Annotated in this window: 21 protein-coding genes and 1 tRNA gene; 7 read left to right on the top strand and 15 right to left on the bottom strand. The window is 68.8% G+C overall.

Translation table 11 applies throughout. The features are described from left to right. From rfbG to FMM06_RS14440, 4 genes are all read right to left on the bottom strand, one after another. The gene (rfbG, locus tag FMM06_RS14455; RefSeq protein WP_144335494.1) at positions 1 to 1,047 is read right to left on the bottom strand and encodes a CDP-glucose 4,6-dehydratase; all 1,047 of its coding nucleotides are present in this window, start codon (positions 1,045 to 1,047) and stop codon (positions 1 to 3) included. Further along, positions 1,038 to 1,811 carry a glucose-1-phosphate cytidylyltransferase gene (gene rfbF / locus FMM06_RS14450; protein WP_144335039.1) on the bottom strand — a complete coding sequence of 258 codons (774 nt, stop codon included), beginning with the start codon at positions 1,809 to 1,811 and terminating at the stop codon, positions 1,038 to 1,040. The genes rfbG and rfbF overlap by 10 nt, the downstream gene beginning before the upstream one ends. 129 nt (positions 1,812 to 1,940) lie before the next feature. Further along, positions 1,941 to 2,016, bottom strand: a tRNA-Ala gene (locus FMM06_RS14445). Positions 2,017 to 2,109: 93 nt separating this feature from the next. After that, positions 2,110 to 2,424 carry a TIGR02300 family protein gene (locus tag FMM06_RS14440; protein WP_144335038.1) on the bottom strand — a complete coding sequence of 105 codons (315 nt, stop codon included), beginning with the start codon at positions 2,422 to 2,424 and terminating at the stop codon, positions 2,110 to 2,112. Between the two features lie 88 nt (positions 2,425 to 2,512). Here FMM06_RS14440 and aroA point away from each other — a divergent pair, with 88 nt between their 5' ends. Further along, positions 2,513 to 3,838: a 3-phosphoshikimate 1-carboxyvinyltransferase gene (gene aroA, locus FMM06_RS14435; protein WP_144335037.1), complete on the top strand. Its 1,326-nt coding sequence runs from the start codon at positions 2,513 to 2,515 to the stop codon at positions 3,836 to 3,838. Here aroA and wecB read toward each other — a convergent pair. The 11 genes from wecB to FMM06_RS14380 form a co-directional block, all read right to left on the bottom strand. After that, complete coding sequence (wecB, locus tag FMM06_RS14430; RefSeq protein WP_144335036.1) at positions 3,791 to 4,945, bottom strand: non-hydrolyzing UDP-N-acetylglucosamine 2-epimerase; 1,155 nt, start codon at positions 4,943 to 4,945, stop codon at positions 3,791 to 3,793. The genes aroA and wecB overlap by 48 nt on opposite strands. 87 nt (positions 4,946 to 5,032) lie before the next feature. After that, positions 5,033 to 5,449: a type II toxin-antitoxin system VapC family toxin gene (locus FMM06_RS14425; protein ID WP_144335035.1), complete on the bottom strand. Its 417-nt coding sequence runs from the start codon at positions 5,447 to 5,449 to the stop codon at positions 5,033 to 5,035. Beyond that, entirely contained in the window at positions 5,446 to 5,697 is a 252-nt protein-coding gene (locus tag FMM06_RS14420) for a type II toxin-antitoxin system Phd/YefM family antitoxin (RefSeq protein ID WP_144335034.1), read from the bottom strand. The genes FMM06_RS14425 and FMM06_RS14420 overlap by 4 nt, the downstream gene beginning before the upstream one ends. 103 nt (positions 5,698 to 5,800) lie before the next feature. Next, positions 5,801 to 8,134, bottom strand: a complete 2,334-nt coding sequence (gene pnp, locus FMM06_RS14415) for a polyribonucleotide nucleotidyltransferase (protein WP_144335493.1) — start codon at positions 8,132 to 8,134, stop codon at positions 5,801 to 5,803. A gap of 122 nt (positions 8,135 to 8,256) precedes the next feature. Further along, on the bottom strand, positions 8,257 to 8,526 hold the full coding sequence (gene rpsO / locus FMM06_RS14410) for a 30S ribosomal protein S15 (protein ID WP_144335033.1): 270 nt from the start codon (positions 8,524 to 8,526) through the stop codon (positions 8,257 to 8,259). A 16-nt stretch (positions 8,527 to 8,542) separates the two neighbouring features. Beyond that, the gene (gene truB, locus FMM06_RS14405) at positions 8,543 to 9,424 is read right to left on the bottom strand and encodes a tRNA pseudouridine(55) synthase TruB (protein ID WP_144335032.1); all 882 of its coding nucleotides are present in this window, start codon (positions 9,422 to 9,424) and stop codon (positions 8,543 to 8,545) included. Continuing rightward, complete coding sequence (locus FMM06_RS14400; protein ID WP_144335031.1) at positions 9,421 to 10,851, bottom strand: hypothetical protein; 1,431 nt, start codon at positions 10,849 to 10,851, stop codon at positions 9,421 to 9,423. Before FMM06_RS14400 ends, truB begins: the two co-directional genes overlap by 4 nt. An 81-nt stretch (positions 10,852 to 10,932) precedes the next feature. Further along, positions 10,933 to 11,715 (bottom strand): glycosyltransferase family 2 protein, encoded by a 783-nt coding sequence (locus tag FMM06_RS16870; protein ID WP_185965199.1) that lies wholly within the window; start codon positions 11,713 to 11,715, stop codon positions 10,933 to 10,935. Then, positions 11,712 to 12,644, bottom strand: a complete 933-nt coding sequence (locus FMM06_RS14390) for a GDP-L-fucose synthase family protein (RefSeq protein WP_268900730.1) — start codon at positions 12,642 to 12,644, stop codon at positions 11,712 to 11,714. The genes FMM06_RS16870 and FMM06_RS14390 overlap by 4 nt, the downstream gene beginning before the upstream one ends. Continuing rightward, positions 12,641 to 13,678, bottom strand: a complete 1,038-nt coding sequence (gene gmd / locus FMM06_RS14385) for a GDP-mannose 4,6-dehydratase (RefSeq protein WP_235889329.1) — start codon at positions 13,676 to 13,678, stop codon at positions 12,641 to 12,643. Before gmd ends, FMM06_RS14390 begins: the two co-directional genes overlap by 4 nt. A gap of 38 nt (positions 13,679 to 13,716) precedes the next feature. Further along, positions 13,717 to 14,991, bottom strand: a complete 1,275-nt coding sequence (locus FMM06_RS14380; protein WP_235889328.1) for an MFS transporter — start codon at positions 14,989 to 14,991, stop codon at positions 13,717 to 13,719. 47 nt (positions 14,992 to 15,038) lie between these two features. Between FMM06_RS14380 and FMM06_RS14375 the strand changes: the two genes are divergently transcribed. From FMM06_RS14375 to FMM06_RS14350, 6 genes are all read left to right on the top strand, one after another. Next, on the top strand, positions 15,039 to 15,524 hold the full coding sequence (locus tag FMM06_RS14375) for a DUF937 domain-containing protein (protein ID WP_144335027.1): 486 nt from the start codon (positions 15,039 to 15,041) through the stop codon (positions 15,522 to 15,524). Positions 15,525 to 15,545: 21 nt separating this feature from the next. Continuing rightward, complete coding sequence (locus tag FMM06_RS14370) at positions 15,546 to 16,076, top strand: J domain-containing protein (protein WP_144335026.1); 531 nt, start codon at positions 15,546 to 15,548, stop codon at positions 16,074 to 16,076. Between the two features lie 62 nt (positions 16,077 to 16,138). Then, positions 16,139 to 17,452: a multiheme c-type cytochrome gene (locus tag FMM06_RS14365; RefSeq protein ID WP_144335025.1), complete on the top strand. Its 1,314-nt coding sequence runs from the start codon at positions 16,139 to 16,141 to the stop codon at positions 17,450 to 17,452. Then, the gene (locus tag FMM06_RS14360; protein ID WP_144335024.1) at positions 17,449 to 19,392 is read left to right on the top strand and encodes a heme-binding protein; all 1,944 of its coding nucleotides are present in this window, start codon (positions 17,449 to 17,451) and stop codon (positions 19,390 to 19,392) included. The genes FMM06_RS14365 and FMM06_RS14360 overlap by 4 nt, the downstream gene beginning before the upstream one ends. Then, entirely contained in the window at positions 19,389 to 21,176 is a 1,788-nt protein-coding gene (locus FMM06_RS14355) for a hypothetical protein (RefSeq protein WP_144335023.1), read from the top strand. The genes FMM06_RS14360 and FMM06_RS14355 overlap by 4 nt, the downstream gene beginning before the upstream one ends. Continuing rightward, complete coding sequence (locus FMM06_RS14350; protein WP_144335022.1) at positions 21,176 to 25,069, top strand: LVIVD repeat-containing protein; 3,894 nt, start codon at positions 21,176 to 21,178, stop codon at positions 25,067 to 25,069. The genes FMM06_RS14355 and FMM06_RS14350 overlap by 1 nt, the downstream gene beginning before the upstream one ends. Positions 25,070 to 25,071: the final 2 nt, after the last annotated feature.

Below are 25,071 nucleotides of genomic sequence, written 5' to 3'. Positions count from 1 at the left end.
TCATAGAGCCTCATAGGCAGTGATCTGGGCATCGCACAGCGCACGCGGCGCGTCGCCGGAGTCGTAGCCGCGGTACCACTCGGCGGTCCAGCGCGCGGTTTCCTGCGGGCTCAGCCGGGTGCGCCAGCCGAGCGCGGCGGCTGCCGCCGAGGGATCGAGCGCGAGCATGGGCGCTTCCTGTGGATGGTCGCCGGGGTCCTGCTCCCAGCCGCCCCCCAGCCCCGCCGCGCCGAGGACATTGACGAGTTCGGCGACGCTGACACCGGTTTCAACGGGCCCGAAGTTGAGCGCGCGCGGCAGCTCCGCAGGCTTGGTCGCAAGCCGCTCCAGATAGGCGAAATAGCCGGCAAGGGAATCGAGGACGTGCTGCCACGGCCGCGTCGCGCGCGGATAGCGAAGTGCCAGCCGCGTTCCCGCATGTGCGGCACGCCATGCGTCGGGCACCAGCCGGTCGGTCGACCAATCGCCGCCGCCGATGACATTCCCGGCGCGCGCACTAGCAACCGGCACACCGGCCAGCGTGCTCGCGGCGTACGCAGCGGTGACGAGCTCGGCGGCCGCCTTCGACGCCGAGTAGGGGTCGTGGCCGCCCAGCGCATCGCTCTCGACGAATGCGCGGCCCCTGCCGTCGTTGCGATAGACTTTGTCGGTGGTGACGATCAGCACCGCCGCAAGGCCCGCGCGCCCGGCCAGCGCATCGAGCAGTTCGACCGTGCCCATGACATTGGTCGCAAAGGTCAGCCGCGGCTCGGCATAGGAACGGCGGACGAGCGGCTGCGCCGCCATGTGCAGCACCAGCGTCGGCGCGGCGGCATCGATTGCGCGGCGGACCGATTGCGCGTCGGCAATGTCGGCGATCGTCGAGCGATGCCGCGCAATCGGGCCGATTTGTGAATAGAGGTCGGGAGTCTGATCGGGGGCCAGTGCGAGGCCGTACACCTCGGCCCCCAGCCGCTCCAGCCACAGCGCCGCCCACGATCCCTTGAACCCGGTATGGCCGGTCAGCAGGACACGCTGGCGCGACCAGAAAGCGGGGTTCAGGCCCATTTCTTCCACGGTGCGCGGCCGGACGCCCACAGCTCCTCGAGGTGGTTCTTGTCGCGCAGCGTATCCATCGGCTGCCAGAAGCCGCGATGGACGAAGGCGCGCAGCTGGCCGTCGCGCGCCAGTCCCTCTAGCGGACCCGACTCCCAGCTCGTCGCGTCGCCGTCGATCCGGTCGATGACCTTGGGGTTCACGACAAAGAAGCCGCCGTTGATCGTGCCGCCGTCGCCCGCGGGCTTCTCGACGAAGCCGTTGACCGTCGTGCCGACGATGTCGAGCGCGCCGTAGCGGCCCGGCGGCTGCACCGCTGCGACCGTCGCCAGCGCGCCGTGACCCCGGTGAAATTCGATCTCGGCCCCGATGTCGATGTCGGCGACGCCGTCACCGTAGGTGAAGCAGAACGCGTCCTCGTCAGCGACATGGCTCGCGACGCGGCGCAGCCGCCCGCCGGTCATCGTCTCGTCGCCCGTATCGACCAGCGTTACCTTCCAGGGCTCGGCGTTGCGCTGGTGGACCGTCATGCCGCCGCTCGCCATGTCGAACGTCACGTCGGACATATGCAGGAAATAATTCTGGAAATATTCCTTGATGACATAGCCCTTGTAGCCGCAGCAGATCACGAAATCGCTGACGCCATGGACGCTGTACATCTTCATGATGTGCCACAGGATGGGCTTGCCGCCGATCTCGATCATCGGCTTGGGGCGGAGATGGGTCTCCTCCGAGATCCGGGTCCCAAGGCCGCCGGCGAGGATGACCGCCTTCACGCCAGATGTCCGCACGCCGCGGTCGGCATTGTCATGTCCAATTTCTGGTTGCCGGGCGCTCGCTACAACAAAGATCGTGGGCTGGGCAACCTGGGGTGACCGCTGCTGGGCCAGTAACTCGGCGAGAGATGGTGGAGCGTAACGGGATCGAACCGTTGACCTCTACAATGCCATCGTAGCGCTCTCCCAGCTGAGCTAACGCCCCAATCTCTCGCTCGATCGTATCCCGGTGCTGGCCGGGAGCGCGGCTGTTAGGTCAACCGCGCGCGCGCGTCAACGCTTCTCCGACGCCTTCGCGTCAACGCTCCTCCTCATCGGAGCCGGCGACGACGGTGTTCAGGTCCTCGTCGTCATCGCCCAGGTCGTCGCCAGGCACCTCGGCATCCTCGGCGGCGTCGATGTCGAGATCGTCGTCGGTATCGCCCTCGGCATCGGTCTTGACGACGGCCTTGGCGGGCTCGAACAGCTGCGTCTGCTTCGACTTCAGGATCGGCTCGGGGATCCAGGCATTGCCGCAGGCGATGCAGGTCACCGGCTCGGCGTTGCCCAGGTCGTAGAAACGCGTGTTGCACTTCGGGCAGGCGCGCTTGGCGCCCCATTCTTCTTTGATCACTGTCGCATGACTCCTCGCGCCGGTTGGACCGGGGCTCAAGGGGCGGGGCATTGCCACAGGCACCCCCGGCTGTCAAAGCGCAGGCTTCATGCCAACGCTCAGCCTGACCACTGATGGCCCTTTGTCGGGCAGCGTCACCGTGCCCGGCGACAAGTCGATCTCGCACCGCGCGCTGATGCTCGGCGGGCTGGCGGTCGGCGAGACGGTGGTGACGGGCCTGCTCGAGGGCGAGGACGTGCTGGCCACCGCCGCGGCGATGCGTGCGATGGGCGTGGCGGTCGAGCGGCGGGGCGGCGTCTGGCACATCCACGGGGTCGGCGTCGGCGGGCTGCTGCAGCCGCAGACCGCGCTCGACATGGGCAATTCGGGCACCTCGACGCGTCTTCTGATGGGCCTGCTCGCCTCGCATCCGCTCGTCGCGACCTTCACCGGCGACGCCTCGCTGTCGCGCCGCCCGATGGCGCGCGTGACGGTGCCGCTCGAGACGATGGGCGCGCAGTTCACCACGTCGCCCGGCGACCGGCTGCCGCTGACAATGACCGGCGCGTGTCCCGCGGTGCCGATCCGCTACGTGCTCCCCGTCGCCTCGGCGCAGGTCAAGTCGGCGGTGCTGCTCGCGGGGCTCAACACGCCCGGGATCACCAGCGTCGTCGAGGCGGTGCCGACGCGCGACCATGGCGAGCGCATGCTGCGCGGCTTCGGCGCGACCCTGACCAGCGAGGATACGCCCGACGGCCGCGTCATCGCGGTGACCGGCGAGGCCGAGCTGCGCCCGCAGGTGCTGACGGTGCCCGGCGACATCTCGTCGGCGGCCTTCGTCATCGTCGCGGCGACGATCGTACCGGGCAGCGCGGTGACGATCCTCGGCGTCGGCGTCAATCCGACCCGCGACGGGCTGCTACGCGCGCTGACTGCGATGGGGGCCGACATCGTGCGATCGGGCGAGCGCGAGGTCGGCGGCGAGCCGGTCGCCGACCTGACCGTGCGCCACGCAGCCCTGACCGGCATCGACGTGCCGTCGGAATGGGCTGCGTCGATGATCGACGAATATCCGGTGCTGTTCGTCGCATCGTCGTTCGCGAACGGGCGAACGACGATGCGTGGCATCGAGGAGTTGCGCGTCAAGGAATCGGACCGCATCGCGGCGATGGCGACGGGGCTGCGGGCGTGCGGCGTGGCGGTCGAGGAGCTTCCCGACGGATTGATCGTCGAGGGCTCGGGCGGGGAGGCGGCGGCAGGCGGGGCGACCGTGGCCGCGGTGCTCGACCACCGGATCGCGATGAGTTTCGCCGTGCTCGGCCTGCACGTTCGCGCGGCGGTGACGGTCGACGACGCCGCGCCGGTGGCGACGAGCTTCCCGAACTTCTCAGGCGTATTCGAACAGCTCGGCGCGCGCCTGAACCCGTCCGAATAGCCGGTCGAGCGACGCGACGATGCGCGGCGCCGCGTGCCCCGCTCCATAGGGCAGCGCGGGTTCGGACATGCGTGCCAGCAGGATGCGGTCGTCGAGCAGTGCGCGCGTCGCGGCGACGATCGTCGCGGTCTCGGTACCGACGAGCCGGGCGTTGCCGGTCGCCAGCCCTTCGTCGCGCTCGGTGACGTCGCGCAGCACGAGCGCGGGCACACCGAGCGCCGGCGCCTCCTCCTGCACCCCGCCCGAATCGGTCAGCACGGCGGTCGCGCGGCGCAGCAGGCCGATGAACGCCGGGTAGGACAGCGGCGGCACGAGGTGGATGTACGGCACGCTCGCAAGCGGCGCGAAGGCCGCCTCGACGGCCGGGTGCGGATGGACGGGCAGGACGATCTCGACCCCGTCGTTTACCGCAAGCTCGGCCAGCGCGGCGGCGATCCGGACGAGCGGTGCGCCGTGGTTCTCGCGGCGGTGGGCGGTGACGACGAGCAGCGGGCGTGCGGCGTCGAGGCGTGGCAGCATGCTGCGCGTTTTATCCCCCGCCGTGTCGAGGGAGTGCTCGATGATCCGCAGTGCGTCGATGCCGGTGTTGCCGGTGACTTCGATGGTGTCGGCCGCAATTCCTTCGCGCAGGAGCGCATCGCGCGCCGAGGACGTCGGTGCGAAATGCCGGTCGGCGAGCTGCGCGATCAGGCGGCGATTATGCTCCTCCGGAAAGGGAGCCGTCACGTCGCCGCTGCGCAAGCCCGCCTCGACATGGACGAGGGGCGTGCCGGTCAGCGCCGCGGCCTGGGCGGCGGCAAGGGCGCTGATCGTGTCGCCCTGGACAACGACCGCCGCCGGACGGCGCGCCGCGTACAGGTCGGCGAGGCGCGGCAGTGCGGCGGCGAGCAGGTCGACAGGCCGTTGCGCCACCCTCATGAGCTCGAGATCGATGTCGGGTGCCAGCGCGAAGTCGGCCAGCGCCTCGCCGACGAGTTCGCGATGCTGGCCTGTCGACACCAGCAGTGGCGCCAGCCGTGGATGGTCCTTGAGCGCGAGAACGATGGGGGCCAGCTTGACTGCCTCCGGCCGCGTCCCGACGACGCAGACGACCAGCCCCCGCTGCATGACGATGTCCTCAACCGGCCCCACAACGAAATATTGGGTCGGTAACGAAACGAAATCAAGTCATCAAAGCGGGTTGGTTCTACTAAGCTACTGCGCGAGCGGGATGCCAAGCTCGAGCGCTGCCGCAATCTGATCCTTGTCGAAGCTCAGCAGTTGGGCACCGACGCGCTGGCAGATAGTTAGGTGCAGCGCATCAGGCGTTCGCAAACGAATGTCGAAGCGGCGCAGGACGGATATAGTCGCCGAAACATCTGTCGGTAGCAGTGCCAGCGGATCGGCGCTCGCGGCACTCCATGTCTCGAATGCGCTGATAAGCGCGCGTGCGACATCTGCGTTGTATCGCTGCGCACGGACATGCTGAGCGATAGCGGCGGTAAATTCCGCAACACAGAGATCGCTGACGCCGAACGACAGGCCCGGACGGCGTATGAAAGCGCGCGCTTCGGCCGTGTTCGCGTCAACGACAAATTGCGAGACAGCCGCGCTCGCGTCGAGATAGATCAAAGGTCGCGATACCTGACCTGCCGCAGCACGGTCACCGAATCGACATCGCTGTACGGAATGTCGGGGAGGCTTGCGAGAATGCGGTCCATCACCGCCGGATCGGCGATCTTTAGCGGCGGCGCTGCCACGGCCGTAAGATTGGCAATCGGCTTGCCGCGACGCGTGATCACGACCTCTTCTCCGTTCTGCGCGGCGTTGAGCAGGCTCGGCAGTCGGTCCTTGGCTTCGGCGACGCTGTAGCTGGCCATGGCGAATCCTCTCAGATGGCCATCGATATAGCCATCTTCGCCCCAGACGAAAAGGGCCGCCCGTTGCCGGGCGGCCCTCGTTCGTCAGTGTGGCAGCGAGCGCTTAGTCGCGGTCGCCGGTCAGGAAGGTCGGCGCGAAGGTCGGCTCGGCCTCGGGCGCTGCGGCGCGCTCGGGACGGGGGCCGCGGTCTTCGCGGGAACGGTCATCGCGGCGCGGGCCACGGTCACCGCCGCCGCCGCCACGGCCGCCGCGGTCACCACGGTCGCCGCCATCGCGACGCGGGCCGCCTTCGCGGCGCGGACCGCGCTCCTCGCCGCCTTCACGCGGCGGGCGGGTGTCGGCGATCTCCTCGCCGGTCTCCTGGTCGACCAGGCGCATCGACAGGCGAACCTTGCCGCGCTCGTCCATGGCGAGGACCTTGACCTTGACGGCCTGGCCCTCGGTCAGGACTTCCTTGACGTTGGAAACGCGCTCGTTCTTGATCTCGCTGATGTGAACCAGCCCGTCCTTGGCGCCCATGAAGTTCACGAACGCACCGAAATCGACCATCGAGACGACTTTGCCGTCGTAGATCTTGCCGACTTCGGCTTCCTGCGTGATGCCGAGGATCCACTTCTTCGCGGCCTCGATCTGCGCGGGGTCGCTCGACGCGATCTTGACCGTGCCGTCGTCCTCGATGTTGACCTTGGCGCCCGTGGTGGCGACGATCTCGCGGATGATCTTGCCGCCCGTGCCGATGACGTCGCGGATCTTCGACTTGTCGATCTGCAGCGTCTCGATGCGCGGCGCGTGGGCCGACATTTCAGTGCGGGTGGTGTCGAGCGCCTTCGCCATCTCGTTCAGGATGTGCTCGCGGCCAGTCTTCGCCTGATCGAGGGCGACCTTCATGATCTCCTCGGTGATCCCGGCGACCTTGATGTCCATCTGGAGCGCGGTGACGCCCTCGGTGGTCCCGGCGACCTTGAAGTCCATGTCGCCGAGGTGATCCTCGTCACCCAGGATGTCCGACAGGACCGCAAAGTCCTTGCCTTCGAGGATCAAGCCCATCGCGATGCCCGCGACGGGGCGGAGCAGCGGCACGCCCGCGTCCATCAGCGCCAGCGAGGCACCGCAGACGGTCGCCATCGACGACGAGCCGTTCGACTCGGTGATGTCCGACAGGACGCGGATTGTGTACGGGAAGGCTTCCTTGGTGGGGAGCAGCGGGTTGACCGCGCGCCACGCCAGCTTGCCGTGACCGATGTCTCGGCGGCTCGGCGCACCGAAGCGGCCGACTTCACCGACCGAGTAGGGCGGAAAGTTGTAGTGCAGCATGAAGCGCTCGTAGCGCAGGCCGTCGAGGCCATCGATCATCTGCTCGGCGTCCGAGGTGCCGAGCGTCGTCGAAACGATCGCCTGCGTCTCGCCGCGTGTGAACAGCGCCGAGCCGTGGGTGCGCGGCAGGAAGCCGACCATCGCCTCGATCGGGCGGACGGTCTTGGTGTCGCGGCCGTCGATGCGGATGCCGTCCTTCAGGATCGCGCCGCGGACGATCGCGCCCTCGACCTTCTTGACCAACTTCGACGCCTTCAGCGCCTCGGCGGGGGCGGAGCCGGCGAACAGTTCCTTGATCGTGTTGCGCGCCTTGCCGAGTGCCGACTGGCGGTCGGCCTTGGCGATAATCTTGTAGGCGTCGGCCACCTGGTCGCCGATCGCGTCCTTGATCTTGCCGAGCGTCGACGAGCTGTCCTCGATGTGGAGGTCCCAGGGCTCCTTGGCGGCGGCTTCGGCGAGGCGGATGATGCCGTCGACGACGGGCTTGCACGCGTTGTGCGCGAACATCACCGCGCCGAGCATGACCTCTTCGCTCAGCTCCTTGGCTTCCGACTCGACCATCAGGATGGCGTCGCGGGTGCCGGCGGCGATCAGTTCGAGCTCGCCCGCCTTGATCTGGTCCTTTGTCGGGTTGAGCAGGTACTGGCCGTCGACATAGCCGACGCGCGCAGCGGCCAGCGGGCCCATGAACGGCACGCCCGACAGGGTCAGCGCGGCCGACGCGGCGATCAGGGCGACGATGTCGGCCTCGTTCTCACCGTCGTAGCTGAGCACCTGCGCGATGATCAGGACCTCGTTGTAGAAGCCTTCCGGGAACAGCGGGCGGATCGGACGGTCGATCAGGCGGCTGGTCAGCGTCTCGTGCTCGGTGGCACCGCGCTCGCGCTTGAAGAAGCCGCCCGGGATGCGGCCGGCGGCGGAGAACTTCTCCTGGTAGTGGACGGTCAGCGGGAAGAAATCCTGGCCTTCCTTGACGTTCTTGGCGGCGGTGACGGCGCACAGCACGACGGTCTCGCCGTAGGTGGCGAGCACCGCGCCGTCAGCCTGACGCGCGACGCGCCCGGTCTCGAGCGTCAGCGTGCGACCGCCGAATTCGATTTCCTGCTTGTGGATCGTGAACATCGTTTCGTCTTTCATATGCACCCGGCCCTATCGCCGTGTGCGGCCTGCGGGAATTGGGACGCCAAGCGACCATTCGCGTGGCGTCCAGAAAAGCGAACGGCCCCGGTGAGGGGGCCGTTGGCCTACTTGCGAAGCCCGAGCTTCGTGATGAGATCGGTGTAGCGCGTGGCGTCGCGGCTCTTCAGATAGTCGAGCAGCGAGCGGCGCTTGTTGACCAGGACGAGCAACCCGCGGCGCGAGTGGTTGTCCTTGGCGTGGGTCTTGAAATGCTCGGTCAGGTTGGCGATGCGCTCGGTCAGGATCGAGACCTGGACTTCGGGCGAACCGGTGTCGCCTGCGGCGCGGGCATTGTCGGCGATGACTTCGGCCTTGCGGCCGGCGGTGATCGACATCGGGAATCTCCTAGAACTAAAGGTTAAACCCGCGCACGACCCGTATCGCGGTGGACGATAAATCCACCAAGGCGACCGGAACAGGTCCGTCGGTCGCCAGATACAGCCCGTGGAGAGCGGGGTGCCCGGGGAGCGCCTGCCCCTTGCGGAGCGCGGCTGCCTCTTCGGGCGAGACTGCGAAAGCCGGGATGTCGTCCAGCCCCGCGGTCAGCGGCAGTAAAGCCTGTTCAAGCGCGGCCCCATCGGCGCTTTCGTTCAGTTTGTCCAGCGATATCGCGTCCACCAGCGTGAACGGCCCCGCCCGCGTGCGGCGCAGCATCGACAGATGTCCGACGGTGCCGAGCGCCAGCGCGAGGTCGCGGCCCAGGCTGCGCACATAGGTGCCCTTTGAGCACGTCACCTCGAACGTCGCCGAGACCGGGCCCGCCTCGACCAGGTCGAGCGCGTGGATGGTCAGGTGACGCTCGGCGAGCACCACAGTCTCGCCGGCCCGCGCGCGCTTGTAGGCCCGCTCGCCGTCGACCTTGAGCGCGGAATAGGCGGGCGGCGTCTGGACGATCGGCCCGGTGAAGCGCGGCAGCACCGCGCGGATCGCGGCCTCGCCCGGGCGCACGCCGGACGTCGCGGTCACCGCCCCTTCGGCATCCTCGGTCGTCGTCGCCGACCCCCACGCAACCGTGAATGCATAACCCTTGGTCGCGTCGAGCATCCGCCCCGCAAGCTTGGTCGCCTCGCCCAGCGCGATCGGCAGCACCCCCGTCGCGAGCGGATCGAGCGTCCCGCCATGCCCGATCCTGGGGACCTTCAGCCCGGCCGTCCGCAGCAACCGCTTGATCGCCGCGACACCCTGCGCGCTGCTCAGGCCGAGCGGCTTGTCGAGGACGATCCAGCCGTTCAGGCGGGCGCGCCTGCGGGTACCGGGGTGCGGCCCGCCCGCGCCGGGACGCGCGCCGCCGCGGCCGCGGTCAGGATGCCAGCGACCATCCAGAACTCGTTGCCGATAGCGCTGTTGGCCAGATACACGGTCAGGAAGGTCGCGGACATCGGGATCAGCGCGGCAAGTCCCGGATCACGGCGTACCGCGTGCGCCACTGCGAAGTTCAGGCGGCCATACCACGCCAGGAACAGCGCGAAGCCGATAAAGCCGACCTCGGAGATCAGCCGCAGATACCCTGTCTTGGCGGCAAAGACCGTGCCCTCGGCATAAATGAGAAACAGCGGCTCGAGATACGGGGCGGCATAAAGATGCGCATCGCCGATGCCGAGTCCAGTGATTGCATCGGCGGGATGCTCGGTCAGGTAGCTGAGGATCGCGAGGTCGAAATCCTCGACTGCGCCGTCTGAATCGATACGCTCGATGGTCCGCTCCGCGAGCAGGTCGATGATCGGGATGCCGCGCGCCTCGCCCGCCGCGACAGCCAGCCCGACACCAATGAAGACGAGCAGTGCCGCGCCGCCCATCGACCCGACCGAACGGCGCACGGGCACGCGCAAAAGCCAGGCAGCCGGCAGCTGCACCAGGCTGCCGACGATCCACAGCGCCACCGCCGACGTCGAATAGGTTGCCGCAGCCGACACGAGCAGGAACAGCCACACCCCAAGCAGGCGCAACGTCCGCGGACGCACCGCCGTCAGCGCGTACGCCTGGATGACGAGCATTGCCAGCACGAGCGCGGTCCCGAGCTGCCGCGGTTCACCGGCCAGCGAGTTCATCCGGTAGATAGCGAGTTGCGCGAAACCGAACGCGCCTGCGCGGTTATACTGTTCGGCGCCGCCCAGCAGCGTGCTGATCGCCGAGATCTGGATCGGATTGCTGCCGGTCGCGTACCATATCGCGAGCTGGATCCAACCGATGACCGCCAGCACAACACCGCTGACGACATAGATGCGCCCGCACGCGGCCAGATCGTCGCCGCGCAGCGCGAGCCATGACAGCAGGGCAACCGGCGAGACGCTGAACAGGAGCATGCCGATCTGGATGATCGACCGCGTCGTCGAATTGCGCAGCGCGCCGCCCGCCACATCGGCATCCGGCAGGAAACCCATTTTTATGATCGACCAGCAGATACCGTAGAGCAGGAACGTACCCAACCAGACGCTCAAGGCAACGCTGCGGGGTTGCCACCCTGGCTGCAGCGACCGAACGATGGTCACGCCGAGCAGCGCAAGCAGAAAAAGCTGGTACGCGTAAACCTGGACGCCGAAATCGGCGACCAGCCCGTACCATGGTGCCAGAAATACGCAGGTCAGCACCGCCGCGCGAGGCCGCGTCGCCGCCAGCCCGACCGCGAACAGCAGGATGGCGAAGATGATGATCGCGCCCATCCCGCGCCGGATATCGCCAATGCGCGGCGTGCGCCACCTGCATCGCGTGAATTCTGCCGTGCGTCGCACCGGCGATCGGCGTCAGCCCTCGAAGCGCACGTCCTCCGGCGCCGGCCAGTGGCCCGCGGGCACCACATATTGTATCGCTTTGACCGCGTATTTCGACCAGATCACCGGTGCCGCGCTGGCGATGCCATGGCGGCGCAGCGAGGCCAGCGCCTCGGTGTTGATCGCGCGCCGGCTGCCGAAGCCGTCGTTCGACACGCCGCCGTCGCGCATCGTGACCAGCGTTTCGGGGATGGACGCGACGCGCAGGCGGGCGCGGGTGAAGACGCGGAGCATCCAGTCGAAGTCGGCGCCGCTGCGGATCGACGGGTCGAACGGCCCGACGCGGTCGAAGGCGGCGCGGGTCGTGTAGAAGCCGGGGTGCGGCGGCATATGGCCGAAGCGCAGCATCCACGGCGCGAACGGTTGCGCGGGGTAGGCGCGGACCAGCGTCTTCGGATCGGCGGCGCGGACGATGGCGACGCCGCCAGAGACCGCGTCGGCGTTGCCTGCAGCGGCGGCGATCAGCGCGCAAGCGTCGGTGCGGCAGAAGAAGTCGTCGGCGTTCAGGAAGCCGATCACGTCGCCGGTGGCGCGCGCGCGGCCTTTGTTCATCGCGTCGTACAACCCGTCGTCGGGCTCGCTGACGAAGATCGTGCCGGGGCGGGCGTGCTCGCGGACGACCGCCGCGGTGCCGTCCGACGAACCGCCGTCGATGACGATATGCTCGACGTCGCCGGTCTGGGCCGCGACCGAGCGCAGCGTGTCGCCGATGGTCGCCGCCGCGTTGTACGCAACGGTGACGACGCTGATCTTCAAGCGGCGGCCTCGAACGCCTTGAGCGCGTCCGCCAGCCCTTCGCGCAGCCCGATGCGCGGCGACCAGCCGAGCGCGGTGAGGCGCGACGAGTCCATAAGCTTGCGCGGCGTGCCGTCGGGGCGCGAGGTGTCGAAGACTACCTGCCCCTTGAAGCCGACGACGTCGCAGACGGTCTGCGCCAGTTCGGCGATCGTCACGTCGTCGCCGACGCCGACGTTGATATGCTCGTGCTCCGAATAGCCCTTGAGCAGGAAGACGAGGGCATCGGCGAGGTCGTCGACGTGCATGAACTCGCGACGCGGCGTGCCGCTGCCCCAGACGGTCATCGTCGCGGCACCGGAGTCGCGGGCCTCGACGGCCTTGCGGATCAGCGCCGGGATGACGTGGCTCGACTCGAGGTCGTAATTGTCGCCGGGACCGTAGAGGTTGGTCGGCATCGCGCTGATGTAATCGCGGCCCTTCTGCGCGCGGTAGGCCTGCGCCAGCTTGATGCCGGCGATCTTGGCGACCGCATACCATTCGTTGGTCGGCTCGAGCGGGCCGGTCAGCAGCGCATCCTCGCGGATCGGCTGGGGGGCGAATTTGGGGTAGATGCACGAGCTGCCGAGGAACAGCAGCCGGTCGACTCCGGCCTTGTCCGACGCCGCCAGCACATTGGTTTCGATGACCAGATTGTCGAGCAGGAAGTCCAGCGGCCGCGCCGCATTGGCCGCGATGCCCCCCACCCGGGCGGCGGCCAGCACGACGATGTCGGGCCGCGCTTCGGTCACCCACGACTCGACGTCCGCCTGGCGCGTCAGGTCGAGCGCGGCGCGCGGAGCGGTCAGGACATGGACATCCTCATTTTCCAGCCGCCGCACCAGCGCACTGCCGACCATGCCGCGGTGCCCCGCGACCCAGACGCGCTTGCCCTTCAGCTCGAGGCTCACGCCAGCGCCGCGCGGTCGGCGGCGACCATCTCGGCGACCAGCTGCTCCATCGTCGTCGTCGCCTGCCAGCCCAGCCGCGTCCGCGCCTTGGTCGCGTCGCCGAGCAGCAGGTCGACTTCGGTCGGGCGGAAGTAGCGCGGGTCGATCGCGACCAGCCGCTTGCCCGTCGCGGCGCAATGCCCCTGCTCGTCGACGCCTTCGCCGCTCCACGTCAGCGTCGTGCCGACCTCGGCGAACGCCAGCTCGACGAAGCGGCGGACGCTGGTCGTCACGCCTGTGGCGAGCACCCAGTCCTCGGGCGTATCGTGCTGGACGATCCGCCACATGCCCTCGACATAGTCGCGCGCATGGCCCCAGTCGCGCTGTGCATCGAGATTGCCGAGGTACAGCATGGCCTGCGTACCCTTCTCGATCGCCGCGACGGCGCGGGTGATCTTGCGCGTCACGAAGGTCTCGCCGCGCAGCGGCGACTCGTGGTTGAACAGGATGCCGTTGGTCGCGTGGATGCCATAGGCCTCGCGGTAGTTGACCGTGATCCAGTAGGCATAGAGCTTGGCCGCGGCGTAGGGGCTGCGCGGGTAGAAGGGCGTCGTCTCCGACTGGCGCGGCTCCTGGATCAGGCCGTACAGCTCCGAGGTGGAGGCCTGGTAGAAGCGCGTCAGCTTCTCGCGGCCCAGGATGCGGATCGCCTCGAGCAGGCGTAGCGTGCCGATGCCATCGGCGTTCGCGGTATATTCGGGGGTCTCGAAGCTGACCGCGACATGGCTCTGCGCCGCGAGGTTGTAGATCTCGTCGGGCTGGGTTTCCTGGACCAGGCGGATCAGCCCGGTGCTGTCGGTCAGGTCGCCGTGGTGCAGGAAGAAGTTCGTCGCGCCCTCGTGCGGGTCGCGGTACAGATGATCGATCCGGGTGGTGTTGAAGCTGCTGGCGCGACGCTTGACGCCGTGGACGATGTAGCCCTTGGCGAGCAGCAACTCCGACAGGTACGCCCCGTCCTGGCCGGTGACGCCGGTGATAAGCGCGGTTTTGGTCAAAGCAAATTCCGAAGGGGCAGTGCGGGGGGAGCGGCCCTCTAGCCCAACGCGGCGGGTCGTGTCCATTTTGCCGCGGCCAGCCGGAGAAGCTGCGGCAGTACCAGGACGCCGCTGAACCCGGTGACGACGAGGATGACCGGGATCGGTACGCCGCCGCTCGCGGCCGCCCCCGCGGCGAGTGCGGCACCGACGATGAAGAAGGCGCTGATGAAGGCATTCGCCGCGATCGCCCCGGCGCGAACGTGTGCGCCGCTCGCGGTCGCCATGATCGCGTAGAGCGGCACCGAGAAGACACCGCCCGCCGCCGCGAGCACGAACAGGTCGACGACGATGCGCCACGCCTGGGGTTCTGCGAAGAACGCCGACCAGCCGAGCGGGGCGGCTGGAACGGGCAGGGCGCGCAGGGCGAACAGCAGCTCCACACCCGCCAGCGCCAGCACGATTAGCGCCCATGGGGCGGCGCGTGCCGAAATCTGGCCCTTGAGCAGCCGCGCCACCCCGATGCTCCCCGCCGCGACGCCGACGGAGAAGATCGCGAGGAAGCTCGTCGCGACATCGGCGCTGGCGTTGAGGCCGCCTTTGACGAGCGGGATGAACTGCGTCGTGTAGACCGTGCCGAACCCCCAGAACCATGAGATCGCGATCGTCGCGTCGCGCACCGCGGGGTTGACGTAGGTGCCGCGCAGGATGGTCAGCGTCGACGTCCAGGGGTTCCAGTCGACGGGCCCGGCGTCGGCCGCGGGCGGCGCCGGGGGAATGCCGCGCGCGCTGAGCCAGCCGATGACCGCGACGACCAGGATGCCGATCGCCGCGAGATCGGGCGCAATCAGCCCGCCGAGCACCTGACCGGTGAGGATTGCGACGAAGGTGCCGCCCTCGATCAGCCCGGTGCCGGTCAGTACCTCGCGCCCATCGAGATGCTGCGGCAGGATCGCGTATTTGATCGGGCTGAAGAAGGTCGAATGTACCCCCAGAAGAAAGATGACGGCGAGCAGCAGCGGGATCGAATTGCCGTGCAGCGCGAAGGCGCCCAGCGCCATGATGCCGATCTCGCACAGCTTGACGACGCGGGCGATCTTCGCCTTGTCGATGGCGTCCGCCAGCGTGCCCGCGATGCCTGAGAACAGCAGGAAGGGCAGCATCAGCATGCCCGCGGCGATGCTGACCAGCCCCGCCGCGCCCGCCGGATCGTCGGCAAGCAGCCGGTAGGTGACGAGAAACAGCATCGCGGTCTTGAACAGATTGTCGTTGAACGCATTGAGGAACTGCGTGACGAACAGCGGCGCGAAGCGGCGGGTGGTGAGAAGCGTCACTATGCCATGCTAGCGTAGCGCGTCCGAATTGGAACAGGGAGACGGTCATGGCGCAGCAGCTTCTCGATCTCATCGACCGCTTTGGCGGCGCGCAGGCGGTGTCCGCCATGGCGGCGCGTGTCGGCATCTCGCCCGAACAGGCGCAGGCCGCGATGGCCGCGCTGATGCCCGCAGTCGCCGGCGGCATCGCCAAGGCCGACCCGGCGGCGATCGACGCCGCTGCCGCACCCGCCGCCGATGTTACGCCCGCGTCGGACGCCGGGGTCGGTGCGGGGTCGGAACTTGTCGGGCAGATCTTCGGGTCGAACGCGCCCGCGGTCACTGCGCACGCGGCACAGGCGACGGGGCTCGATGCCGGCATCCTCGCGCAGCTGCTGCCGATGGTGACGACGCTTGCGGCCGGTACACTCGCGGGCAAGGCGAGCGGGCCGCAGGGCGCGGCGGGGACGCTGGCGGGGCTGCTCGACCGCGACGGCGACGGCAATCCCCTGGACGAAATCATGGGTTTCGCCGGCAAGCTGTTCGGACGCTGAGGCGGCCCCTATGTTGATCCGATGACCAAGGCACGCCGTTCGAACGACTGGGGCTTCCCGCGCTGGCGCGACTATGGGTCGGGCAGTGCGGCGGCGACGGTGCGCCTGTGCGACCGCGACGGCTGCACCAACCCCGGCGACCGGCCCGCGCCCAAGGCGCCCAACCGCCCCGAACGCTGGTATTTCTGCGAGACGCACGCCGCTGAATACAACGCCCAGTGGAATTATTTCGAGGGGCTGACCGCCGAGGAGGCGAAGGCGCGCGAGGCCGATGCCGAGGGTGAGACGCAGTTCAAGCGCGCCTCGCACTGGGCCTGGGCCGGCCCCGGCGATGGCCGCCGCAGCCGCGCCGAGCGCGACGCGCTGACCGCGCTCGAGCTCGACGACGATGCCGACATGGTCGCGGTCAAGGCCGCATATCGCCGGCTCGCCAAGGCGAACCACCCCGACGTACGCCCCAACGACGCGGGCGCGGCGCAGCGCTTCCAGACGGTGCAGGCGGCCTATGCCGTTCTGGTCGCACATGACGAGGCGGCGAACGCGGCCCGTTGACGGTTTCATATCGCGTCCGGCTTTGCTAGGCTCCCCCGTGAGTTGAGCGGGCGTCGGGGGCGATGGCGGGACGAGGTTTCATCGGGCTGATCGCCGCCGCCCTCGCGTTGAGCGGTTCGGCGGCGGCCGTCGATCGGCACGAGGGCGTCGCGACGTGCAGCGGCTCGACCTGCCACGGCCGCCAGCTCGCCACCGGCAAGACCGTCCGCCAGAACGAGCTGCTGACCTGGCAGGACGAGACCAGCATCGCCGGCGTCCACTCGCGCGCGTGGCGCGTCCTGCTGCAGCCGCGCGCCAAGGCGATCGCCGCGCGTCTCAACATCGGCGCGCCCGAGACGGCGGCGGAGTGCGTGTCGTGCCACGGTGACGCGACCCCGCATCGGGGCGCGCGCTTCCGCATGGACGACGGGGTCGGGTGCGAGGTCTGCCACGGCGGCTCGACGCGCTGGGTTGCGAGCCACATCCGCGTCGGGGTCAGCCACGCCGACAACGTCCGCGCCGGGATGACGCCGGTCAACGACGTGCGGACTCGTGCCGGGGTCTGCCTCGACTGCCACTTCGGCTCCAGCAAGCCCGGGCAGTTCGTCACCCACCGCGTCATGGCGGCGGGCCACCCGCGCGTCGCGTTCGAGCTCGACCTGTTCACCGCGCTGCAGCGCCACCACGACGAGGATGCCGATTACGTCCAGCGCAAGGGCCGCGCCGGGGGCGTCAAGACCTGGGCGGTCGGGCAGGCGCTGGCGCTCGAGCGCGCGCTGACCCTGTTCCAGGGGCGGGGCATGGCGGGGTCGTTCCCCGAATTCTATTTCTTCGACTGCCGGTCGTGCCACCGCACTTTCAGCGACGATCCGGCCGCCAAGCTGGCGATCCGCAACAACCCGGCGCGGCCGTTCATGCTCGGCAATGTCGTGTTCAATGACGAGAACCTGATCATGCTGGGCGCCGCCGCACGCGCGGTCGATCCGGCGCTCGCTGCGCGGCTGGACGTGCAGGCGAAGGCCTTCCACGCGGCGCTCGGTCAGGACCGGGCGGGCGCACTTAAGGCGACCGCCGCGCTGGCGGCGACGGCCCGCGCGCTGGCGGCGCGCTTCGCGGCGAGCAGCTTCTCGCGGGCCCAGACGCTGGCGATGCTGCGCGACGTGACCAGCGGAGCCGCGGCGGCGGCGGCGACCGACTATCAGGGTGGTGTCCAGGCGGTGATGGCGGCGGAGACTTTGCTCGCCGCGATGGTCGCCGACGGGCAGGTCGGGCAGGCGCAGGCGCGCGCCGCACGCCCCGACATCGACCGCGCCTATGCCGCGGTGCGCGACGCGAATGCGTACCGGGCAAATGATTTCCGCGCCGCGATGGCGCGTGTCGGTGGAGTTGGGCGATGAGGGCCATTGCCGCACTGACTGCATTGTCGCTGACCCTCGCGGCCTGCGGGGGCGGCTCGACGGGCGGCAGCGACAGCGGCGGCGTCCCCGCACCGACCCCCGGCCCCACGCCGACCCCGACCCCGACCGGTGTCTACCCCGTCCCCGCGCAGGAGGCGCTGACCGTCGCGGAGGTCGAGCGCATCGTCGCGCAGGCCGTGGCGGAGGCGAGCGCGCGCAGCGCGCCCGCGGTGATCGCGGTCGTCGACCGCGTCGGCAATCCGCTCGCGATCTTCACGATGACCGGCGCGCGCGCCACCGCGACGCTGCGGCCGGGCACCAGCGGCAACACCGACCTGCAGGGGGTCAGCGTGCCGGCGCAGCTCGCCGCCCTCGCGAAGGCAATCACCGGCGCGTATCTCAGCTCGGGGGGCAATGCCTTCTCGACGCGCACCGCGAGTCAGATCGTCCAGGAGCATTTCCCGCCGTCGGCCGCTGCGCGCGGCCTCGAGAGCGGCCCGTTGTTCGGCGTGCAGTTCAGCCAGCTGCCTTGCTCCGACCTGTCGGCGCGCGCCGCCCAGGGCCTGATCGGGCCCAAGCGCTCGCCGCTGGGACTCGCGGCCGACCCCGGCGGGCTGCCGCTCTACAAGAACGGCGTGCTCGTCGGCGGCATCGGCGTGATGAGCGACGGCGATTACGGCTTCGACCCCGAGATCCAGGACGTCGATACCGATGACGAGGAGCTCGTCGCGGTCGCCGGCAGCACGGGGTTCGCGGCCCCGACCGAAATCCGCGCCGAGCGTATCACCGTCGACGGCACCACCCTGCGCTTCACCGACCGCGATACCGAAAGCCTCCGTTCGACGCCCGCCAGCGCGCCCGGCTTCGCGACCGTCAACGGCACGCGCGGCAGCCTGACCGCCATTCCGGGCTACTACAACTCGGCCGCGATCCAGGCGGGAACGCCCTACGGCAGCGAGGCCTCGGGGCTGCGCAAGGCGACTGCGGCAGAATTCGACAACCCCGACGCCTTCATCCTGACGAACGGAGCGGGCGGCAACCGCTACGCGCCGCGCGGGGGCTCCGACGCCGCCGAGGTCGCGCAGCCGCTGACCGCGGCCGAAACGCGCGCGTTGCTCGAAGAGGCGTTCAAGATCATGACGCGCGCCCGCGCGCAGATCCGCCGGCCGCTCGACAGCCGCGCACAGGTCAGCATTTCGATCGTCGACACGCGCGGGCAGGCGCTCGGCATCGTGCGCGCCCCCGATGCGCCGATCTTCGGTACCGACGTCAGCCTGCAAAAGGCGCGCTCGGTGGCGTTCTTCTCAGGCGCACGCGCCGGGGCGGACCTCGCGGGCGTCACCACCGCGGCGGGCGGCCCCGACGCCAACGTCCGCGATTACGTGACGCGCATCAACGCTCTCGTGCCTGGCCTCTTGTCCGGACAATTCGCCGTGACCGACCGCGCCATCGGCAACCTCGCGCGGCCCTATTTCCCCGACGGCGAGGTGGCGCGCGGGCCGGGGCCATTGTCGCGCCCCATCGCCAATTTCTCGCCCTTCTCGACCGGGCTGCAGTCGGCGCTGATCGCGCAGAACCTCGCGCTGGCCTTGTCGGCGAGCGACACGCCGCAGGCCTGCACCTTCCTGCCCGGCCCCAACCGGCTGGCGAACGGCCTGCAGATCTTCCCGGGCGGTGAGCCGATCTATCGCGGCAACGTGCTGATCGGTGCGATCGGCGTGTCGGGCGACGGCATCGACCAGGATGACATGATCGGCTTCCTGGGGCTGTTCAACGCCGGGTCGCGCCTCGGCGGGGCGCTCGGCAACCCGCCCGCGGCGATCCGCAGCGACCAGATCGTTATCGCGACGCCGCCGTCGAACACGCGCCTGCGCTACGTCAATTGCCCGTTCGCGCCGTTCGTCGACACCGCCGACCAGAATGTCTGCCAGGGCAAATGAGCGCGCTGCTCGCCCTGAGCATGGCGGCTGCCGTCCCCGCCGCAAATCTGGTGGTGCTCGCCCCCGCCCTCGCGGTCGCGCAGGCCGAGCCCGAAGACCCCCGCCGCATCCCCGGGCGCGAGCGCGACCCGCCGCTGCCGCCGCGTATCGAGCAGCGCAACGAGGGCGCGGTCCGCGCGCCGCCGCCCGAGGCGTTCCCGCAGGATCACATCCCCGTCCCCGACCGCTGGCGGCTGGCGGAATCGCTCGGCCTCGTGAAGCCGCGCTGGTTCGACCCGTACAACCAGAACAAGCTGAAGGGCGACGTGCCGCTGCCCGGCCACGAGGACCTGTTCCTCAGCCTCAACGCGGTCAGCGACACGGTGTTCGAACCGCGCAGCTTCCCCATCCCCGTCGGCGTCCAGACCACCGAAAAGCCAGGCAGCATCGACACGTTCGGGCGCGACTACAGCATCGTCGCGAGCCAGACCTTCATTCTGGGCGCGTCGCTGTTCAAGGGCTCGACGGCGTTCAAGCCGCCCGATTACGAGGTGCGCGTCGCGCTCGCCTTCAACGCCAACTACGTCAACGTGCCTGAAAAGCGCGTGCTGTTCGTCGAGCCGTCGCGCGGCTCCGACCGCACCGACGCGTTCATCGGCGTGCAGGAGCTGTTCTTCGACTATCACCTGCGCAACGTCAGCGACCGCTACGACTTCGACTCGATCCGCGTCGGCATCCAGCCCTTTTCGACCGATTTCCGCGGCTTCCTGTTCCAAGACAACCAGCTCGGCATCCGCCTGTTCGGCGACCGCGACAACAACCGCTGGCAGTATAATCTCGCGGCCTTCGTGCGGATCGAGAAGGACACGAATTCGGGACTGAACGACGTCACCCAGCGGCCGCGCGACGACTACGTGCTGATCGCCAACCTGTACCGCCAGGACCTGCCCGTCCCCGGCCTGACCAGCCAGATCACCGCGGTCTACAACCGCAACCGAGAGGCCGACGAGACGCACCTCGACGACAACGGCTTTCCGGCGCGCCCCGCGCTGATCGGCAACATCCGGCCGCGCGACTATGACATCGTCTATCTCGGCTATAACGCCGACGGGCGGATCGGGCGGGTCAATCTGACCGCGAGCGTCTACGGCGCGCTCGGCACCGACCGCAATTCGATCTTCACCAACCGCGAAGCCAAGGTCCGCGCGCTGTTCGCGGCTGCCGAGGCGAGCCTCGATTTCGACTGGGTGCGGGTCAAGTTGTCCGGACTTTACGCGAGCGGCGACAAGGACCCCTACGACGATACCGAGCACGGCTTCGACGCGATCTTCGAGAACCCGCAGTTCGCCGGCGCCGACACCAGCTACTGGATCCGCCAGACGATCCCCTTCGCCGGCGGCGGCCGCGCGGTATCGGTCAACAGCCGCAACGGCGTCCTCAACAACCTGCGCTCGTCGAAGGAAGAGGGCCAGTCGAACTTCAATAACCCCGGTACCATTCTGGCGGGCATCGGCGCCGACTTCGACGTGCTGCCCGAGCTGCGCCTGTCGGCGAACGTCAACAACATCTGGTTCGACACCACCGAGATCCTCCAGGCGCTGCGCGTCGAGGGGTCGATCCCGCACGATGTCGGCCTCGATGTCTCGGCGGCGGCGATCTACCGCCCGAAGTTCACGCAGAACCTGGTGTTCCGCCTGTCGGGCGCGATCTTTGACCCCGGCGCGGGTTTCCGCGACCTGTTCGCGACGTCGAACGGCAACAAGCGCTTCTACAGCGTCCTGTTCAACGCGATCCTGAGCTACTGATGCGCTGGCGGGTCGCCCTCATCCTCGCGGCGCTGGCCGGCGGCGCGATCGCGTCGGAGGGCGAGAAGCCCGTCGAGCGCAACTGGGTCCGCGCTCCCGACGCGCCGCGCTCGCAGACGGCAGAACAAGCCGCGGGCAAGACGCGGGGCTGCATGTCGTGCCACACCGCGACCGACGAATGGACGATGCACAAGTCGGGCGCGGTCGTGCTCGGCTGCACCGACTGCCACGGCGGCGATGCGACCGTCGTCGCCGCGAAGGGGCTCGGCAAGAAGGACTCCGCGTACGTCGCGGCGCGCGACAAGGCGCACGTCCTGCCGCGCTACCCGGGCGCGTGGCACTTCCCGCACACGGCGAACCCGAAGCAGAGCTACACCCTGCTCAACAAGGAAGCGCCCGAGTTCATCCGCTTCGTCAATCCGTCGGACTACCGGGTGGTGCGTGAAAGCTGCGGCGCCTGCCACATGGACACGATCGTCGCCGCCGAACGCTCACTGATGTCGACCGGCGCGATGTTCTTCGGCGGGGCGAGCTACAACAACGGCATCCTGCCCTTCAAGAATTACGCGATCGGCGAGGCGTACACGCGCGAAGGCGAGCCCGCGCGGCTGCAGTCGGCGGGCATCGAGCCCGGGCTGCTGACCGAGGACGAGAAGAAGCGCGGCGCGATCGGCACTTTGTACCCGCTGCCCAAGTGGCAGGTGCTGGCGCCGGGCGACATCTTCCGCGTCTTCGAACGCGGCGGCCGCAACATCGTCACCCAGTTCCCCGAGATCGGCCTGCCCAACGCCAACGGCGCGCTGCAGCGGCTCGAGGAGCCCGGCCGCCCCGACATCCGCCAGTCGAACCGCGGTCCCGGGACGGGCCTGCGCATCTCGGTGCCGGTCATCAACATCCACAAGACGCGCCTCAACGACCCGTTCACTTGGTTCATGGGCACCAACGACCAGCCCGGCGACTATCGCACCTCGGGCTGCGCGGCCTGCCACGTCGTCTACGCCAACGACCGCGAGCCGCGCCATTCGGGTCCCTGGTCGACCTTCGGCCGCGACGGCAAGAGCTTCAGCAGCGACCCGACGATCCCCAAGGACGAGCCCGGCCACCCGATCAAGCACATGTTCACGCGCGCCATCCCGACCGCGCAGTGCATGAACTGCCACATGCACCAGCCCAACATGTTCGTGAACTCCTACCTCGGCTACACGATGTGGGATTACGAAAGCGACGCTCCCGCCATGTGGCCGGAGAAGCAGAAATACCCGACCGCGAAGGAACAGCGCGAGGTCCTCGACCGCAATCCCGAGGGTGCGGCACCGCGCGGCAAATGGGCCGACATCGACTTCCTGCGCACCGTCAACGACCGCAACCCCAGCCTCAAGGACACGCAGTTCGCCGACTACCACGGCCACGGCTGGAATTTCCGCGCCGTGCTGAAGCGCGACCGCGACGGCAATTTGCTCGACCAGGACGGCGCAATCGTCGCCAACGACGACCCCGAGAAGTGGCGGCGCAAGGGCGAGGGGCAGTTCGTGCCCCCCGGCACCAACCCCGGCAAGACCGTCCATATGATGGACATCCATGCCGAGAAGGGTATGCAGTGCGTCGACTGCCACTTCGCGCAGGACGGCCACGGCAACGGCCTGATCCACGGCGAGGTCGCGAACGCGGTCGAGATCGGTTGCAAGGACTGCCACGGCACCGCCAAGACCTATCCGACGCTGCGCACTTCGAATCTCGCGGCCTCGCCAGAGGGCAACGACCTGACGCTGATCCGCAACCCCGACGGGCGGCGGCGCTTCGAATGGGTCGAGCAGGACGGGCGGCGCGCGCTGCTCCAGCGCTCGGTCGACGGCACGCAGGAGTGGCGCATCCACCTGACCAAAGACTCGGTCACGCGCGGCCACCCCGACTTCAACCCCAAGGCGGCACGCGCCAAGCTGATGGGCCGGCCTGGCCCCGACGGAAAGCTGAACTTCGGCCCCGGCGTCGGCGACCTCGCGCACAAGGACGAGGAGATCGCCTGCTATTCCTGCCATCTGTCTTGGACCACCAGCTGCGGCGGCTGCCACCTGCCGATCGAGGCGAACTGGAAGACGACGAGCCACAAGTACGACGGCGAGGAGACGCGCAACTACGCGACCTACAACCCGCAGGTGGCGCGCGACGACATGTTCCAGCTCGGCAAGCACCAGACGACGAAGGGCAATATCGTCGCGCCGATCCGCAGCAGCTCGGCGCTGATCCTGTCGTCGACCAACATCAATCGCGAGCGGATCTACGTCCAGCAGCCGCCGATCTCGGCCTCGGGCTATTCGAGCCAGGCGTTCGGCGCGCATTTCCCGCACACCGTGCGGACGACCGAGACCAAGACGTGCAGCGACTGCCACCTGTCGGACGCCGACGACAATAATGCGATCATGGCGCAGCTCGTCCTCAACGGCACCAACTTCGTCAATTTCGTCGGGATGCACGCCTTCGTCGGGCTGGGCGCGGGCCTCGAGGCGGTGCGCGTCACCGAGTGGGACGAGCCGCAGGCGGTGTTCGGCTCTTACCTGCAGCGCTACGCCTATCCGGACTATTGGAAGGCGCATGTCGAGCGGAACGGCCGGGAGCTGATCGACTGGAACCGCGGCCTGATCGTCGATTCGAAGTCAAAGTACCGCGGCGAGACGCGCGCGATGGAGGAAATCCGCAACGTCACGCAGCGCACCGGCGGTGCGGTCAAATGCCTGCAGCTGCGCGGCGAATATCTCTACGTCGCCGAAGGCAAGGGCGGCTTCACCGCGTACGACGTCGCCAATATCGGCAACAAGGGGATCAGCGAGAAGATCGTCGCCTCGCCGTTCTCGCGCCTCGGCCACCGCACCCACATCGACACGCCCGACGCGACCTGCATGGCGCTGCCGACCAACCAGTCGATCAGCGTCAAGCGCAACGAGGACATGCTGGCGGGCGAGAAGGCGAACCCCGACACGCCGTCGAACCAGGAACAGCCCTTCCACCCGATCTATCGCTACGCGGTGATCACCGACGCGGTCGACGGGCTGATCCTCGTCGACATCGACACGCTGACCGACCGCGAGCCGCGCAACAATTTCTTCAAGCGCGCGGTGACGTGGAACGAGGGCGGCGTGCTGACCGGCGCGCGCTTCGTGACGCTCGCCGGGCACTTCGCCTATATCGCGACGCCGCGCGGCGTCGTGGTCGTCGACCTCAACGTGCCGACCAGGCCCCGTCTGGCGGCGAACGTGCCGATGGCCGATCCGCGCGGCATCGCGGTGCAGTTCCGCTACGCCTTCGTCACCACCGCGCGCGGGCTGGAGACGCTCGACATCACGCGCCTCGGGTCCCCCGTCGTCGTCGGCACCGTGCTGCCGATCAAGGACGCGCGCCGCGTCTATGTCGCGCGCACCTTCGCCTACATCGCGGCGAAGGCCGAGGGGCTGGTCATCGCCGACGTCAAGAACCCGCTCAAGCCCAGGTCGTACGGCGCCTACACCTTCGACGGGAAGCTGAACGATGCCGAGGACGTCATCGTCGGCAGCACCAACGCCTCGCTGTTCGCGTACGTCGCCGACGGGCGGAACGGGATGAAGGTGCTGCAGCTGACCTCGCCGTCGTCGCAGCCCAATTTCTACGGCTTCTCGCCGCCGCCGGTGCCCGAACTCATCGCCTGGGCGCGCACCGCGTCTCCCGCGCTGGCGCTGTCGAAGGGCCTCGACCGCGACCGCGGCGTCGACGAGAGCGGCCACCAGATGGCGGTCTTCGGCCGCCTCGGCTCGCGCCCCTTCACCCGCGCCGAGATGGAGCGCCTGTTCCTCGACGCGCGCGGGGTGCCGTGGAAGGTCGCCGACAGCGTCGACATGAAGGACTGGTCGCCGCTGCGGCGGTGAGG

It is taken from the genome of Glacieibacterium frigidum (assembly GCF_007097155.1).
Taxonomy (GTDB): domain Bacteria; phylum Pseudomonadota; class Alphaproteobacteria; order Sphingomonadales; family Sphingomonadaceae; genus Glacieibacterium; species Glacieibacterium frigidum.
The sequence above is the reverse complement of the archived record's forward strand: the minus strand, read 5'-3'. Positions and strand labels throughout refer to the sequence as shown.

Excerpts from the sequence above, each read along its gene's own strand:
- rfbG (WP_144335494.1), bottom strand. The coding sequence starts at position 1,047 with ATGGGCCTGAACCCCGCTTTCTGGTCGCGCCAGCGTGTCCTGCTGACC.
- aroA (WP_144335037.1), top strand. The coding sequence starts at position 2,513 with ATGCCAACGCTCAGCCTGACCACTGATGGCCCTTTGTCGGGCAGCGTC.
- wecB (WP_144335036.1), bottom strand. The coding sequence starts at position 4,945 with ATGCAGCGGGGGCTGGTCGTCTGCGTCGTCGGGACGCGGCCGGAGGCA.
- FMM06_RS14420 (WP_144335034.1), bottom strand. The coding sequence starts at position 5,697 with ATGGCCAGCTACAGCGTCGCCGAAGCCAAGGACCGACTGCCGAGCCTG.
- pnp (WP_144335493.1), bottom strand. The coding sequence starts at position 8,134 with ATGTTCACGATCCACAAGCAGGAAATCGAATTCGGCGGTCGCACGCTG.
- rpsO (WP_144335033.1), bottom strand. The coding sequence starts at position 8,526 with ATGTCGATCACCGCCGGCCGCAAGGCCGAAGTCATCGCCGACAATGCC.
- FMM06_RS14400 (WP_144335031.1), bottom strand. The coding sequence starts at position 10,851 with ATGGGCGCGATCATCATCTTCGCCATCCTGCTGTTCGCGGTCGGGCTG.
- FMM06_RS14375 (WP_144335027.1), top strand. The coding sequence starts at position 15,039 with ATGGCGCAGCAGCTTCTCGATCTCATCGACCGCTTTGGCGGCGCGCAG.
- FMM06_RS14370 (WP_144335026.1), top strand. The coding sequence starts at position 15,546 with ATGACCAAGGCACGCCGTTCGAACGACTGGGGCTTCCCGCGCTGGCGC.
- FMM06_RS14365 (WP_144335025.1), top strand. The coding sequence starts at position 16,139 with ATGGCGGGACGAGGTTTCATCGGGCTGATCGCCGCCGCCCTCGCGTTG.
- FMM06_RS14360 (WP_144335024.1), top strand. The coding sequence starts at position 17,449 with ATGAGGGCCATTGCCGCACTGACTGCATTGTCGCTGACCCTCGCGGCC.
- FMM06_RS14355 (WP_144335023.1), top strand. The coding sequence starts at position 19,389 with ATGAGCGCGCTGCTCGCCCTGAGCATGGCGGCTGCCGTCCCCGCCGCA.
- FMM06_RS14350 (WP_144335022.1), top strand. The coding sequence starts at position 21,176 with ATGCGCTGGCGGGTCGCCCTCATCCTCGCGGCGCTGGCCGGCGGCGCG.